A 14,612-nucleotide genomic window follows, 5' to 3' on the forward strand; every position below is an offset into this window, starting at 1 on the left:
GCGCGGCGCCAGACCATCATCATCATTCGTCAAAGCGCAGGTGGCGGACCGACTTGCCGTTGCGCCGGATAAGCTTAAGCGCCTCGATACCGATCTGGATATGGTTTTCCACGAACTGGGAGCTGACCTTGGCATCGGAGGCCTCGGTCTTGACCCCGTCGGGGATCATCGGCTGGTCGGACACCAGCAGCAGCGCCCCGCTGGGGATGTGGTTGGCGAAGCCGGCAGCGAACACCGTGGCCGTTTCCATGTCGATGGCCATGCAGCGCATCGCCCGCAGCCGCTCCTTGAAGGCCTCATCATGCTCCCAGACCCGGCGGTTGGTCGTGTAGACCGTGCCGGTCCAGTAGTCGTGGCCGAGGTCGCGGATCATTGTGGACACCGCCCGCTGCAGGGCGAAGGCCGGCAGCGCCGGCACTTCCGGCGGCAGGTAGTCGCCCGAGGTGCCCTCTCCGCGGATGGCGGCGATCGGCAGCACCAGGTCGCCCAGCTGGTTCTTGCGCTTGAGCCCCCCGCACTTGCCCAGGAACAGCACGGCCTTGGGCATCACCGCCGACAGCAGGTCCATGATGATGGCGGCATTGGGGCTGCCCATGCCGAAGTTGATCATGGTGATGTCGTCGAAGGTGGCACTGGCCATCGGCCGGTCCAGGCCGACGATGGGCGCCCCGGTCAGCTCGGCGAAGGTATGCAGGTAGCCGCCGAAGTTGGTCAGCAGGATGTGCTGGCCGAACTGGTCCAGGGGCACGCCGGTATAGCGTGGCAACCAGTTGTCGACGATTTCCTGCTTGCTCTTCATGGCGCATCCGCTACGGCGTGGGGCCGCTATTGTAGGCGCGTGCCCGCCAGCCTTCACCTGGCCCGGCAACAAAGAAGGGCGGCCCTGCGGCCGCCCTTCGGGGTTCCCGGCACGTCCTGCCCGGGAACCGTTACTGCCTCGCCGGGCGCTTAGAAGCGCACCGACCAGCGCAGGTTGGCACCGTGGTCACGGCTCTCATCACCGTACTGGCCGCTGTAGCCCAGTTCCAGCTGCTGGCGTTCGGTCAGCCAGGCCGACAGGCCCAGCTCGGCCACCACTGCACTGTCGGCGATCGGCGCACCGCTGACCACGAACGCGTCGCTGCCGCTGGCGAAGGCCAGCGTTGCCGACGGGTCACGGTCGCCGCTGGCCCGGCGGTAGCCCACCCCACCGGTCACGTGCAGCCAGCTGTCCTGCTGGAACGAGGCCTTCAGGCCCTTGTCGAAGCGCACACCGGCCGTGGCCACGGTGGTGCGGGCATCGTCGACCCGGCCCTGCAGGGCGGCGGCACCGCCACGCTCGTCGATGTGCTTGGTGTCCACTTCCACGCGGGCCACCTGCAGGTACGGCTCCAGGCCGGCTTCACGGCCACCGAAGCGGTAGGCCGCTTCGATGAACGCCTGGCGGGTGCGGGCGTCGTAGCGGGCGCTCAGCGTGTCGCTGTACCCGGAGAACGCCAGCTCGCGGGTGCTGTCCACGTCGTGGTTGCTCACCGCCAGGCCGCCACGCAGGCCGAACCCGCCCCAGTTGTGGCTGGCGTACGCGCCGAAGTGGGTGTTGTCGATCTTCGAGCGCGCACGACGGCCCTGCTGCTGCTTCACGTCGGTACGGCCGGTACCGGCCAGCACGCCCACCTGCCAGCCGCCGAACTCGCGGTCCACGCCGACCAGCAGGCCGTTGTTGTTGGCCTGGGTGCGAGCGCTGTTGACGTTGCCGTCCAGGGTGGTGCTGCCGCCGATGGCCTGCACCCAGACGCCGGTTGCACCGGCATCGCTGGTGCCCGGTGCGGTGGCACCGGCACGGCGCGACAGCGCGGCATCACGCACGTTGCGGCTGCTTTCCACCAGCGCTGCCGCGGTAGCTGCGTGCAGCTCGCCGCTCAGGCCGTCCAGCGCCGCGCCCACCTGTTCCGGGAACAGCAGGGTCAGCGGACGCGGCAGGCCCTGGCCGACGGCCAGGGTGTCGGCCACGCCGGCCACGGCCCGCTGGTTGGCGGTGGTGGCGGCGCTGGCGAGTGCGGCGCCGCGGGCCACCTCGATCCGGGCGCCGGCAGCGCCGTAGACCAGGCTGAACTTCATGAAGGGAGAGAACGCGCTGAAGTCGGTGGTGGCGAACTGGCCGATCGTGCCGCCATCGGCCTGCAGGAAGTTGAACTGCTCGCCCAGGTAGTAGGTGCCCGCTTCCGGCAGTGCCACCAGCGAGCCGCCGAGGGTGGCGGTGCCGGTGACGTGCAGCAGGTCGCTGCGGCCGCCCGGGGCCAGTTCGGCCTGGTAGACGCCGCTGGCGGTCTGCACGTAGTCGCCGTTGATGGTCAGCGTGCCGATCGAGTTGCCCGGCGCGATGATGCCGGACACGGTGGTGTCGCCCAGCTCGCCCACGCCCTTCAGCGTGCCCTTGGCGCCGACGAAGGTCTGGCCACCAGTCTGCACGCCGTTGAACGAGACCACGCCGCCGGACACGCTCAGATCCGAGCCGTCCAGCACACCGGTGCTGCTGACGACGCCGAGACCTGCGCTGGTGTTCAGCGCGGTGTTCTTCAGGGTGCCGTTGAGCAGCAGGCTGCCACCGTTCACCTCGACGGCGCTGGTCAGCGTATTGACGCCGTCCAGTTCCAGCACGCCTTCGCGCACCACGGCGCCGTTGAAGCTGTTGTCGCCGCTCAGGCGCAGCCAGCCGATGCCGCTCTTGGTCAGCTTGCCCGGGCCGCCGATGTCATTGGTCCAGTCGTCCCATGCATCGCCTTCCCACACCTTCAGGCCACCGGCCTTCTGGTTCATCACCACGTCGGTGTCCACGCGCAGCGAGCCATAGCCCTCGACCGCCTTGGCCAGGTCCATCAGGCCCCAGCCGTAGACATCGTCCACGCCCTCGGCACCGAGATCGGTGGCGGTGGTCAGCAGCACGTCGCGCACCTGCGCGCTGTCCAGGTACGGGAAGCGCTCGAACAGCAGGCCCAGTGCGCCTGTCACGTGCGGGGCCGCCATCGAGGTGCCGCTCATGTCAGCGTAGGCCGAGGTCGGATCCTGGCTCAGGACTTCCAGCACCAGGTTGCCGTTGTCGTCGTACAGGTCGCCTTCCAGCACCGAATCGTCGCCGTACACGGTGGAGGTGATGTTCGAACCCGGTGCCGCCAGGCACCAGTTGGCGGCCAGGCCGCAACGCATCGAGCGGTTGCTCAGTTCCAGGTCTTCATTGACGTTGACCACGGCCAGCCAGTACGGCTCGATATCGGCGATGGCGCGCGGCAGCGAAGCGAACATGCCGGCGATCGGCGCTTCTTCGGGCGAAGGATTGACGGCATTGGTGTTGCCGGCTGCCCAGACCTGGATCAGGCCGCTGCTGCGCGAACCTTCGGCCATCGCTGCCAGGCTTTCGGCAAACACCGGGTGCGACTGGTAGAAATCCAGGTCTTCAGCGGTCTCCGGCTCGTTGGCCAGGCCCCAGCTGTGGTTGATCGCACGCACGCGCTGTTCGTTCATCTGCGCGTACAGCTGCGGATAGATCGAATCGGCGGCCGAGATCGCGGCCACGGTCTGTTCGTCCAGGTACAGGCTGTTGCCGATGCGCACCACCGAAAGGTAGGTGACGCTGTTGGAGAACAGGCGGGCCACGCTCAGGTCGGCACCGAAGGCCACGCCATGGGTGCCGTTGCCATCGCGGTTGGCGGCGATGGTGCCCGACACGTGGGTGCCGTGCAGGTTGTAGCTCAGGCCTTCGTAGAAGCCGTTGTTGTTGAGCAGCTGCTCCCAGTCCGGGTCGATCAGCTGGTAGGACACCGCGACCTGGTCGCCATCGCTGACGAAGCAGGCATCCGGGCCGTCCAGCACTTCGCGGCTGCACAGGCTGCCGTCGGCCAGCACGTCAGCCAGGTGGATGCTGCGGTGGTCCTTGCCGGCGAACTCGTCGTGCTCAAGGCCGGTGCCGCTGTCGAACACGCCCAGGCGGATGCCCTTGCCGGTCAGGCCGCGCGCATAGGCGGCATCGGCATTGATCGCGCCCAGGCCCCAGTCGTTGTTGAATTCGGTGGTGCGCCAGCTGGCGGCATCACCGGCCTGGCCCATGACCGGCTCAGCGGCTTCATCATCGGCGGTCGTGGCAAACGCGCGCGACGGGGTGGCGGTGGTGACCAGCGCCGGTGCGGCGAAGGCGGCCTGCAGGCTGCGCTGGAACTGATAACGCGACAGCTCGTCACTGCTGCCCTGGGCCAGGGCCGGCAGCGAGGCGGCCACCAGCAGCGAGCCGACAATGGCCGAAGCCAGCGGCGAGGGCAGGAAGGCGCGGCGCGCAGCGGCGGTACGGTACGACGTGGAAACGCTCATCAACAGGTACGTCCTTGAATTCCATGGGAGGTGCGATGCCAGCCATGCGCGTTGGCACAGGGCCGCCAGCAAGGGGAGAGCCACACGCTGCTGCGTTCGAACACCGCAGGTGTCACCAAAAATTAATGCTTCGTTCACAATTTCTGTATAGGGAAATTCCTACATCCGCCCCTGCCCAACGTCACTTGGCAAGCGCCCCCGGCGCCGGATAGCGTCGGTGGATTCACGCGCCTGCCAGGGGAATCTGCATGCCATCCACGCTGTTGCGCGCCGGGCTTGGCCTGGCGTTGGCCTCACTGAGCACCGCACCGGCGGTGGGCGCGTCGCGCTTCGTCGCCGACCCCTACCCCAGCACCTACCAGGCCCACCCCGACGGCCCGGTGCTGATCCAGAACGCCACCGTGCTGACCGGCACCGGCCAGCGCCTGGAGCATGCCGACGTGCTGCTGCGCGACGGCCGCATCGTCGCCGTCGGCGCGCAGCTGCAGGCCGATGCCGGCATCACCCGCATCGATGCGCAGGGCAAGTGGGTCACCCCCGGGTTGATCGACGTGCATTCGCACCTGGGCGTCTACCCCAGCCCGGGCGTCAGCGCGCACAGCGACGGCAACGAGATGACCGCGCCGGTCACCGCCAATGTCTGGGCCGAGCACTCGGTGTGGCCGCAGGATCCCGGCTTCACCGCGGCCCTGGCCGGTGGCGTGACCAGCATGCAGGTGCTGCCCGGCTCGGCCAACCTGGTCGGCGGCCGCGGCGTGGTGCTGAAGAACGTGCCGGCCACCACCTACCAGGCGATGAAATTCCCCGGCGCGCCGTGGGGCCTGAAAATGGCCTGCGGCGAAAACCCGAAGCGCGTCTACGGCGGAAAGGGCACCGCCCCGGCCACGCGCATGGGCAACGTGGCCGGCTACCGCGCCGCCTTCATCGACGCGGCCGACTACATCGCCAAGAACAGCCCGAAGCCGGCCAAGCGCAAGGGCTGGTTCGGCAGCGACAAGGGCGACAGCGCCGGTGATGCCGGCGGCAAGCGCGACCTCAAGCTGGACACGCTGGCCGGCGCCATCCAGGGCGACATCCGCGTGCACATCCACTGCTACCGCGCCGACGAGATGGCCACCATGCTCGACCTGGCCAAGGAATTCGGCTTCAAGGTGGCCGCCTTCCACCACGGCGTGGAAGCCTACAAGCTGGCCGACCGGCTGGCCGCCGATGGCGTCTGCGGTGCGCTCTGGGCCGACTGGTGGGGCTTCAAGATGGAAGCCTTCGATGGCATCGCCGAGAACATCGCGCTGGTCGACCGGCCGAAGAACAGCTGCGCCATCGTCCATTCCGATTCGCCCGAGGGCATCCAGCGCCTCAACCAGGAAGCGGCCAAGGTGATGGCCGCAGCACGCCGCGCGCGCATGCCGGACATCACCCCGGAGCACGCGATCACCTGGATGACCGCCAACGCCGCCAAGGCGCTGGGCATCGAAGGCCAGACCGGCACCCTGGAGGCCGGCAAGATGGCCGACGTGGTGGTGTGGAACGGCAATCCCTTCAGTTCGTATGCGCTGGCCGAGCAGGTCTTCGTCGATGGCCGCCGTCTGTATGACCGCGGTGCGCCGGCGGCGACGCCGCGTTCGGATTTCCAGCTTGGCCAGGAGGTGCGCTGATGGGCCGTTCCACGCAGATGACGAAGCCTGTCAGGAAGAGCCGCCGAGCATGGCCCGGCGCTACCGTGGTCGCACTGTTGTTGCTGGCAACCGCGGCTTCGGCGCAGGACCTGCTGGTCCGCAATGCCACGGTGCATACCGCCAGCGCGCGCGGCAGCTTGCAGAACACCGACGTGCTGGTGCAGGGCGGCATGATCCGCGCGGTCGGCCCCGGCCTGGCGGCACCGGGCGGCGTGGCCGTGGTGGAGGCCAACGGCCGCCCGCTCACTCCGGCCCTGTTCGGCGGCATCACCGAGATCGGCATCGAAGAGGTCTCCGGTGAATCGAGCACGGTGGACAGCACGCTGAAGATCGGCGAGCAGCCGCTGCGCCCGGAATTCGACGTCACCCTCGCCTACAACCCGGCCTCGGTGCTGATTCCCGTGGCGCGCCTGGATGGCATCGGTTTCACCGCGCTGGGCGCAGCCACCGGCGGTGGCTTCGTGGCCGGCCAGGGCGGCGTGATGCGCCTGGATGGCAGTGCCGACCCGATCGGCCCGCGTGCGCTGTTCCTGCGCCTGGGCGCGGCTGCGTCTGAGCTGACCGGGCAATCGCGCGCGGCGCAGTGGATGCTGCTGCAGCAGATGGTGGACGAAGCGCGCGGCCAGGTCGCCGCCGACTCACCGCATGCGCTGCTGACACCCGCCGGCCGCCGCACCCTGGCCCGCTATCTCTCCGGCCAGGGCCGCATCGTGGTGGAAGTGGACCGTGCCGCCGACATCCGCCAGCTGCTGCACTGGGCTGCGCGCGAGAAGGTGAAGATCGCCATCGCCGGTGGCGCCGAGGCCTGGCAGATGGCCGCGGAACTGGCGGCGGCACAGGTGCCGGTGTTCGTCGATGCGCTGGGCAACCTGCCCACCAGCTTCGACCAGATCGGCGCCACCCTGGAAAACGCCGCGCGCCTGCAGCGCGCGGGCGTACCGGTCAGCTTCGCCCAGCGCGACGACGCCTCGCACAATGCGCGCAAGATGCGCCAGCTGGCCGGCAATGCAGTGGCCAATGGCCTGCCCTGGGCCGATGGCCTGGCCGGGCTGACCCGGGTGCCGGCACAGGTGCTGGGCGTGGCCGACCAGATCGGCACCATCGAACCGGGCAAGCGCGCCGACCTGGTGCTGTGGGAGGGCGATCCGCTGGATGTGGCGCACTATGCAGAACAGGTCTGGCTGGGTGGGCGCGCGATGCCGATGCGCTCGCGCCAGACCGAACTGCGTGACCGCTACCTGCAGCACAACGCGCAGCCCTGACCTACGAGGAATCCGCCGATGCCGACCCTGCGCTGGTACTTCGATTTCGTCTCGCCCTACTCCTACCTGCACTGGCAGAAGGTCAAGCAGCTGCCGCAGTTCGCAGCCATCCAGCCGGTGCCGATCGCCTTCGGCGCGGTGCTGCACCACCTGGGCAACCTCGGCCCGGCCGAGATTCCGGCCAAGCGCCGTTTCATCTACCGGCAGCTGCTGTGGACGGCGCAGGCCGAAGGCACGCCGCTGCGCTTCCCGCCCGCCCATCCGTTCAACCCTCTGGCCGCGCTGCGCCTGTGCCTGGCCGCCGGGGCCAGCACGCAGGCGGTGGATGTGCTGTTCGACTGGATCTGGCGCGAAGGCAATACCGGTGACAGCGCCGAAACGCTGCGCATACCGGCGGCCCGGCTGGGCATCAACGACGTTCAGGCGGCCTGCGCCGAAGCGTCAGTGAAGGAACAGCTGCGCCGCAATACCGAGGCCGCGATCGACGCCGGCCTGTTCGGCGTGCCGACCCTGTCCATCGACGGCGAACTGTTCTGGGGCAACGATGCGCACCCGATGATGGCCGCCGTGCTGGCCGACCCCGGCCTGCTGCAGCGTCCGGACTGGCAGGCCGTGGTAACGCTTCCAGTGGCGGTGCAGCGCAATCGCTGAACAGGCAGTGGCGCAATTCCCTCGCGCGCCCCGGATAAAATTGCGATAGCTTTCACATTCCGAACCTACAACCGCCCTGGAGGGGGAGCCGGATGCGCATCGGAATCGTTGTCGATTCGGCCTGCGACCTGCCGCAGGATTTCATTGCCGCGCACAACATCGTGGTGCTGCCGATCACCGTGCGGATCGGCGAAGCGGTGCTGGCCGACCACCGCGACGAGCAGGCGACGCTCAGCTTCCTGCACGCCCACGTGGCCGAGCATGGTGCCGAAGCCGAGACCATCCCCTTCAGCGTCAACCAGATCCGCGATCTGTTCCTGCAGCAGCTGGTGATCGATTACGACCACGTGTTCTGCATGACCATCACCAAGACGCGCAGTCCGATCCACGACAACGCGCTGCAGGCCAGCTTCGCCATCCTCAACGACTACAAGCCCGTGCGCCAGGCGGCGGGCTACAACTCGCCGTTCGCGCTGCGCGTGCTGGATACCCAGAACCTGTTCGCCGCCCAGGCGGTGACCGCGGTGGAGGCGGTGCGGCTGCGCGACAGCGGTGCCAGCGTGCAGCAGATCCGCGAGCGGCTGGAAGAACTGTTCGGCAACGTGCACGGCTACATGGTCACCCGCGACCTGTACTACATGCGCGCCCGCGCCCGCCACAAGGGCGACCGCAGCGTCGGCCTGCTCAGCGCCGCGCTGGGCAGCGCGCTGGACATCAAGCCGGTGCTGCACGGCTACAAGGGCGAGACCGGGCCGGTGGCCAAGATCAAGGGCTTCGACAACGCCGTGCAGAAGCTGTTCGGCGTGGTCGGCCAGCGCGTGCGCAACGGCCTGATGACCCCCACCGTCTGCGTCAGCTATGGCGGCGAGCTGGAGGAACTGCGTGCCCTGCCCGGCTATGCCGCGATGAAGGACCTGTGCGCCAGCCACGACGTGGCGGTGTACGAGTCGGTGATGAGCCTGACCGGCATGGTCAACGTGGGCAAGGGCGCGGTGACGATCGGCTTTGCCGATGGGCCGCATCGCTTCGAATAAGCCGTTCTGGCGTACACAAGCATTGCACTGCGGCTGTGCCAGCCTTGCCACACCTCAAGGAGACGAACCATGCCTGCGCAGTACCACATCAGCCTGCCCGACCCGTCCAAGGCCCGCGGCAACGACCCTGACCTGTCCTTCCATTCGCAGAGCGCCGGCGGTTTCGCCGAGGAGCTGCAGGATGCCCTGCGCAGGGGCACCCTGTTCGAGCGCTGGAAGGCCAAGCAGCCCGACCCGGACGCCGTGGAACCGCAGTGGGGCGTGACCGACCCGGACGCCACCGTGACCGGCGAGCAGAAGGACCTGCGCATCAACCTGGTGGCCACCACCCGCATCGACAGTGATGTGTTCAAGCAGCGCCTGCGCCTGCTGGCCGGCCACCACTGGGAACTGCGCGACGTGCGTTGAGGCGCCCGCACCCGCCGGGCATGGCCCGGCGCTACCGCCACGATGGGTAGCGCCGGGCCACGCCCGGCGATTCCATGTCGTTACCAGCCGCCGCCCAGCGCGCGGTACAGCTCCACCCTTGCTATCGCGGCCGTGGCCTGGCTGTTGGCCAGCGCGGCCTGGTTGTCCAGCGCGATGCGCTGGGTGCTCAGCACATCCAGCATGTCGACCACACCAGCCTGGTACTGGCGCCGCGCCGCCCCCAGGGCCGTCTCGCTCTGCGCCACCGCCACCTGCAGCTGCGTCGTGCGCTGCTGCTCGGCCGCGTAGCCATCGATGGCATCGTCCACTTCATGCCAGGCCTGCAGCACCGTGCGCTGGAACTGCAGCGCGGACTGCTGCTGTTGCAGCCGGCTCAGCGCCAGGTTTGCTTTCAACCGCCCACCCTGGAAGATCGGCAGGCTGATCGACGGACCGATGCTGAAGCGGTGCGCATCCCAGCCGTCCAGGTCATCCAGCTGCTTGGCCTGGAAACCGGCATCGCCATTCAAGGTGATGCGCGGCAGAAAGCTGGCCTTGGCCACGCCGATGTTCGCGGTGGCCGCATGCAACGCTGCTTCGGCGCGGCGGATGTCCGGGCGGCGTTCGGCCAGTTCACTGGGCAGGCCCACGGCCACGTCGGGCAGTGCCGGCCAGTCGCTGCGCACGTCCTGCAGCTGCGCATCCAGCGCCTGCGGCGGCCTGGCCAGCAGGAACGCCAGCGCGTTGCGCAGCTGCGACTGCCGGTGCCGCAGCGGCGCGACGCGTGCCTGCAGCGCGGCCACCTGCGCCGCCGCGCTTGATACCTGCAGCGTGCTGGCCACGCCCTGGCGCTGCCGCGCCTCGGTCAGCCGCTGGATGTCGGCGGCGATGCCCAGGTTGTCCTCGGTGATCGCCAGCAGCTGCGAGGTTGCGCGCAGCTGCAGGTAGGATCGCGCGGTTTCGGCCAGCAGCGCGATGCGCACGGCATGCGCATCCTCCTCCGCCATCTGCACGCGCGCATTGGCGGCTTCCACCTGGCGGCGCACGCGGCCCCACAGGTCCAGTTCCCAGCTCAGGCCGATGCCGGCCTGGAACAGGCCGTAGTCTTCGCGGCCGGCGTTGCCGGACGGATCGCTCAGGCCCACCTCGCTGTTACGCGCACGCACGCCACTGGCGCTGGCCGCCACCGAGGGCAGCCGGTCGGCCGCGCTGATGCCACGCGCCGCGCGGCTCTGCTGCACGCGGTTGGCCGCCAGTTGCAGGTCCAGGTTGGACTGCAGCACCTGCTGCGCAAGCTGGCCCAGCAGCGGATCATCGAAGCCCGCCCACCACGCCGCATCGTCGTCGAGGGTCACAGTGGCCACGGCGTCACCCTGCCACTGTGCCGGCAGCTGGGCCTGTGGCCGTACGAAGTCCGGGCCCATCGTGCAGGCCGCCACGGCCAGGCACAGCGCCGCGCTGGCCAGCGTCTTCGCCACCTGATGCGCGCTCATGCGCCCTCCCCGCCCTGCAGGTCCACGCGCGCTTCCACCGACATGCCGGCGCGCAGCTGCTCCGCCAGCGGCTGGCCCGGCTCCAGCACGATCTTCACCGGGATGCGCTGCACCACCTTGGTGAAGTTGCCGGTGGCATTCTCCGGCGCGACGGCGGCAAAGGTCACACCGGTGGCCGGGGCGATGCTGTCGATGTGGCCGTGCAGGCGCGTGCCGGGAAACACGTCCACCGTCAGCTCCACCGGCTGCCCGGCATGCATGCGGGTCATCTGCGTTTCCTGGAAGTTGGCGACCACGAAGGCGCGCTGCAGCGGCACCACCGCGGCCACCGCCGTACCGGGGGTCAGGTAGGCGCCCACGCGCACCGCACGGCGGCCGACCACACCGTCAATCGGCGCGCGCAGCTCGGTGTGGGAAAGGTCCAGCTCCGCGCGTGCCTGCGCGGCCTCAGCGCGCTGCACGGCGGCCTGTGCGGACTGCACGCCGGCGGCCAGGATGTCGGTGCGCTGGCGTGCGGTGCTCAGCGCCGCCTGGCCCTGCTGCAGGTGCGCGTTGGCCACGGCCTGCTTCGACTGCGCCTGCTGCGCGTTCTGCACGGTGCCGGCACCATCGCGGGCCAGTTCGCGGTAGCGCTGCTGGTCGGCGCTGGCCAGGGTCAGTTCGGAGCGGCTGACATCGACGCTGGCCCGGGCCTGTTCGATCAGCGAGCCCTGCTGGGCAAGCGCGGCCTGTGCATTGGCCAGTTGCGCGCGCGCGTTGGCCAGATCGGCGCGCGCGGCCTGCAACGCCACCTGGTAATCGCGGTCGTCGATGCGGGCCAGCACGTCGCCGGCCTTCACCCGCTGATTGTCCTGCACGTCGACGCTGCTGACGAAGCCGGCCACCTTCGGCGCAACCACGGTGAAATCGGCATTGACGTAGGCGTTGTCGGTGCGCTGGTAGCGCCCGTCGCGCAGCAGCAGCCAGCCGCCGATGGCCAGGGCCAGCACGCCCAGGGCGAGGCCGGTGTTGAGGGTTGTCTTGTTGACGGTCATGGGGGATTCCTTGCGAAGGGGGTCAGGCCACGGCACGTGGCGGATGGACGCGGGTGGCCCACGCCAGCAGCGGCAGGCAGCCCAGGGCCACCAGCGCGACCAGCCAGTACAGGTCGGCCGAGGTCAGCGCCTGTACCTGGGCGTGCAGGCGGGCGGGCAGATCGGTGCTGGCCGGCAGCCACGGCTGGTTGCCCAGGTGGTCCACCAGCGCCGTGGAATGGAGGTGGCGCCGCGACTGCCCGACCGCGTCGAGCACGCCGCCGGCAAACACTGCGGAAAAACCCTTGACGGTGTTGAACCAGGCCGAGGCATAGGGGCCGTCCTGCGGTGCCAGGCCCGTGGTGGCCAGCAGCAGCAGCGGCAGCACCGCCATCGGCTGCGCCACCACCTGCAGCAGCTGCACCCACAGGAAGTTGTCGCGGTTCCACTGCACATCCAGGTGCGCGCCGATGAAGCAGGCGGCGGCCAGCAGGACCAGCCCCGTCGCCTGCACCCAGCGGCAATCCACCGCACGCTGGTTCATCAGGGTGGCCACCAGCGGCAGCGCGATGACCTGCGGCAGCGCGACCCACAGCAGCATCGGTGCGGTCTGCAGCGGCCGATAGCCCTGCACGCTGGCCAGGTAGCCGGACGGAATGGAGATGACTGCCAGCAGCACGAACAGCACGCCGATGCAGGTCACCAGCGAGTAGCTGAGGTTGCGATGGGCCAGCAGCTGCAGCTTGAAGAACGGCAGCGGGTGGAACCATTCGTTGATGAAGAACAGCACCAGCAGGCCGCCGCCACCGCCCAGCAGCACCGTGATCAACGATGAGTCGAACCAGTTCAGGCGCGCGCCCTGGGTCAGGCCCAGCACCAGCATCACCAGCGCGGGCAGCCCCAGCGCCAGGCCCACGCCATTGAACTGGGCGAAGCGTTCCAGCCGCAGCGGGTCCTGCGGCAGCCCCCAGCCCACCATCGCCATGCCGGCCACGCAGAACGGCACGATCTGCCAGAACGCGAACTGCCAGCCGGCGTGCTCGACCCACAGCGCCGCCAGCGGCGTGCCCATGCTCGGTCCGAACGTCGCCGTCAGCGCATAGCCGGCCAGGCCGTACAGCTTGATGCCCGGCGGCAGGAAGCGCAGGGCCACGCTCATCAGCAGCGGCGGCAGCGCGCCCCCGGCCAGGCCCTGCAGCCCGCGCAGCAGCAGGAAGGTCGGCAGGTTCGGCGCCAGCGGGCACAGCACGCCCAGCAGCATGAAGGCGGCGATCATCACCAGGGCGAAGCGGCGCAGCGAAAAGGTCACGGCGCACCAGGGCGCGAAGGCCATGGCGCTGACCGACATCGCGCTGTACACGCTGATGATCCAGCTGCCGTCGTCGACGCTGAAACCCATCGCGCCGCGGATATCGGCCAGCGCGACCTTGGTGATGTTCTCGTTGAAGCCCGACACCAGCACCACCAGCAGCACGCCGCACAGGCCGACCACGATGCGGCGGTCGAAGGCGGGGGCAATGGGGGCGGCCGGAGCCCGTGGCAGGGCGACCGCGCTCATCGGCGGCGGCCGATCCGTGCAGCGCACGGCAGGTGAAGCGACATGGCGTGCGCTCCGTGAATGTGGGGAGCGCAGTCTAGGCAGGCCCACTGCTGCGAAAAATGGCGTGGATGCGATGCCAGCCGTGCGCCAGACGCACGGGTTGTGAATTACTGGTAGGTGCCGACCGTTGGTCGGCACAGGATGCTGGTAGGTGCCGACCGTTGGTCGGCACAGGGGCCTGGTGGGTGCCGACCGTTGGTCGGCACGCCTTTCGGGCTCGGCTCTACACAGCGTCCGCGTCGCACATCGTCTTGATCGCGCGGCGCAGCCAGCGATGTGCCGGATCGTTGTCCATGCGCGGGTGCCAGGCCTGCACCAGGGCCACCGTACGCACCGATACCGGCAGCGGGAACATGCGCAGCGGCAGCCCCATGTAGGTGATGCGATCAAGCATGACGCTCGGCATCTGCGGCAGCACCAGATCCGACGATGCCGCCGCGAAGATCGCGCCATGGAAGGTGGGGATCACCATCGCCACGCGTCGGCTCAGGCCGAGTTGCGCCAGCTCATCATCGATCGGACCGTGGGCGATGCCGCGCCGCGAAACGGAGATGTGGTCGCAGGCAGCGAAGCGCTCGGCGGTGATGTCCCCGTCGAACAGTGGATGATCCTCGCGCGCCGCACCCAGCAGCGCCGTGGTGAACAGGTTCTGCACCTTGGTCTCCGGCGCATGCTTGCCGGCCGTGCTGATGAACAGGTCGATCCGGCCCTGCACCATCGCATCATCATCGGTATCGCCTTCGGGCATGAAGCGCAGCGTGCAGCGCGGCGCCTGCTGGCGGAACACCTCGCGCAGGCGGCCGCCGTAGCTGCCGATGAACACATCGTTGGCGCGGATGCTGAAGGTGTGCTCCAGGGTCTGGATGTCCACTTCGCGGCCGTCATGGAACACCCGGTGCGCCTGCTCGATCACGTCGCGCACCTGTTCGCGCAGCTCCAGCGCGCGCGGGGTCGGGGCCAGGCCGCGGCCGGCGCGCACCAGCACCGGGTCACCCAGCGCGTCGCGGATCCGCCCCAGGGTCCGGCTCATGGCCGGGGCACTGAGGTTCATGCGCCGCGCCGCCCCGGCGACGCTGCCTTCGTCCAGCAGGACGTCGAGGGCGAGCAGCAGGTTCAGGTCAGGCAGGGGCATGGCAG

11 protein-coding genes are annotated in these 14,612 nt (G+C 69.2%); 5 read left to right on the forward strand and 6 right to left on the reverse strand.

Going from position 1 to position 14,612, the window contains the following annotated elements; genetic code table 11:
* Nucleotides 1-22 precede the first annotated feature (22 nt).
* Both C1925_RS17265 and C1925_RS17270 read right to left on the reverse strand, forming a co-directional pair.
* Nucleotides 23-799, reverse strand: a complete 777-nt coding sequence (locus tag C1925_RS17265; RefSeq protein ID WP_079223275.1) for an AMP nucleosidase — start codon at nucleotides 797-799, stop codon at nucleotides 23-25.
* A gap of 149 nt (nucleotides 800-948) precedes the next feature.
* Nucleotides 949-4,338, reverse strand: a complete 3,390-nt coding sequence (locus C1925_RS17270) for an autotransporter serine protease (protein ID WP_108769967.1) — start codon at nucleotides 4,336-4,338, stop codon at nucleotides 949-951.
* A gap of 248 nt (nucleotides 4,339-4,586) precedes the next feature.
* Here C1925_RS17270 and C1925_RS17275 point away from each other — a divergent pair, with 248 nt between their 5' ends.
* From C1925_RS17275 to C1925_RS17295, 5 genes are all read left to right on the forward strand, one after another.
* Nucleotides 4,587-5,993, forward strand: a complete 1,407-nt coding sequence (locus C1925_RS17275) for an amidohydrolase (RefSeq protein ID WP_108769968.1) — start codon at nucleotides 4,587-4,589, stop codon at nucleotides 5,991-5,993.
* A gap of 17 nt (nucleotides 5,994-6,010) precedes the next feature.
* A complete protein-coding gene (locus tag C1925_RS17280; RefSeq protein WP_108770750.1) occupies nucleotides 6,011-7,276 on the forward strand; it encodes an amidohydrolase family protein in 1,266 nt (421 codons plus the stop codon).
* 18 nt (nucleotides 7,277-7,294) lie between these two features.
* Nucleotides 7,295-7,927, forward strand: a complete 633-nt coding sequence (locus C1925_RS17285) for a DsbA family protein (RefSeq protein ID WP_108769969.1) — start codon at nucleotides 7,295-7,297, stop codon at nucleotides 7,925-7,927.
* A 92-nt stretch (nucleotides 7,928-8,019) separates the two neighbouring features.
* A complete protein-coding gene (locus C1925_RS17290; RefSeq protein ID WP_108769970.1) occupies nucleotides 8,020-8,961 on the forward strand; it encodes a DegV family protein in 942 nt (313 codons plus the stop codon).
* Nucleotides 8,962-9,030: 69 nt separating this feature from the next.
* The gene (locus tag C1925_RS17295) at nucleotides 9,031-9,369 is read left to right on the forward strand and encodes a hypothetical protein (protein ID WP_108769971.1); all 339 of its coding nucleotides are present in this window, start codon (nucleotides 9,031-9,033) and stop codon (nucleotides 9,367-9,369) included.
* Nucleotides 9,370-9,449: 80 nt separating this feature from the next.
* Here the strand turns inward: C1925_RS17295 and C1925_RS17300 are convergent, their stop codons facing one another.
* From C1925_RS17300 to C1925_RS17315, 4 genes are all read right to left on the reverse strand, one after another.
* On the reverse strand, nucleotides 9,450-10,862 hold the full coding sequence (locus tag C1925_RS17300) for an efflux transporter outer membrane subunit (RefSeq protein ID WP_108769972.1): 1,413 nt from the start codon (nucleotides 10,860-10,862) through the stop codon (nucleotides 9,450-9,452).
* The gene (locus C1925_RS17305; RefSeq protein WP_108769973.1) at nucleotides 10,859-11,896 is read right to left on the reverse strand and encodes an HlyD family secretion protein; all 1,038 of its coding nucleotides are present in this window, start codon (nucleotides 11,894-11,896) and stop codon (nucleotides 10,859-10,861) included. Before C1925_RS17305 ends, C1925_RS17300 begins: the two co-directional genes overlap by 4 nt.
* Nucleotides 11,897-11,918: 22 nt before the next feature.
* Complete coding sequence (locus C1925_RS17310) at nucleotides 11,919-13,433, reverse strand: MFS transporter (RefSeq protein ID WP_108769974.1); 1,515 nt, start codon at nucleotides 13,431-13,433, stop codon at nucleotides 11,919-11,921.
* Between the two features lie 265 nt (nucleotides 13,434-13,698).
* On the reverse strand, nucleotides 13,699-14,607 hold the full coding sequence (locus C1925_RS17315; RefSeq protein ID WP_108769975.1) for a LysR family transcriptional regulator: 909 nt from the start codon (nucleotides 14,605-14,607) through the stop codon (nucleotides 13,699-13,701).
* Between the last annotated feature and the right edge of the window lie 5 nt (nucleotides 14,608-14,612).

The sequence above is a fragment of the Stenotrophomonas sp. SAU14A_NAIMI4_5 genome (genome assembly GCF_003086795.1).
Lineage (GTDB): Bacteria > Pseudomonadota > Gammaproteobacteria > Xanthomonadales > Xanthomonadaceae > Stenotrophomonas.

Excerpts from the sequence above, each read along its gene's own strand:
- C1925_RS17265 (WP_079223275.1), bottom strand. The coding sequence starts at position 799 with ATGAAGAGCAAGCAGGAAATCGTCGACAACTGGTTGCCACGCTATACC.
- C1925_RS17270 (WP_108769967.1), bottom strand. The coding sequence starts at position 4,338 with ATGAGCGTTTCCACGTCGTACCGTACCGCCGCTGCGCGCCGCGCCTTC.
- C1925_RS17275 (WP_108769968.1), top strand. The coding sequence starts at position 4,587 with ATGCCATCCACGCTGTTGCGCGCCGGGCTTGGCCTGGCGTTGGCCTCA.
- C1925_RS17280 (WP_108770750.1), top strand. The coding sequence starts at position 6,011 with ATGACGAAGCCTGTCAGGAAGAGCCGCCGAGCATGGCCCGGCGCTACC.
- C1925_RS17285 (WP_108769969.1), top strand. The coding sequence starts at position 7,295 with ATGCCGACCCTGCGCTGGTACTTCGATTTCGTCTCGCCCTACTCCTAC.
- C1925_RS17290 (WP_108769970.1), top strand. The coding sequence starts at position 8,020 with ATGCGCATCGGAATCGTTGTCGATTCGGCCTGCGACCTGCCGCAGGAT.
- C1925_RS17295 (WP_108769971.1), top strand. The coding sequence starts at position 9,031 with ATGCCTGCGCAGTACCACATCAGCCTGCCCGACCCGTCCAAGGCCCGC.
- C1925_RS17300 (WP_108769972.1), bottom strand. The coding sequence starts at position 10,862 with ATGAGCGCGCATCAGGTGGCGAAGACGCTGGCCAGCGCGGCGCTGTGC.
- C1925_RS17305 (WP_108769973.1), bottom strand. The coding sequence starts at position 11,896 with ATGACCGTCAACAAGACAACCCTCAACACCGGCCTCGCCCTGGGCGTG.
- C1925_RS17310 (WP_108769974.1), bottom strand. The coding sequence starts at position 13,433 with ATGAGCGCGGTCGCCCTGCCACGGGCTCCGGCCGCCCCCATTGCCCCC.
- C1925_RS17315 (WP_108769975.1), bottom strand. The coding sequence starts at position 14,607 with ATGCCCCTGCCTGACCTGAACCTGCTGCTCGCCCTCGACGTCCTGCTG.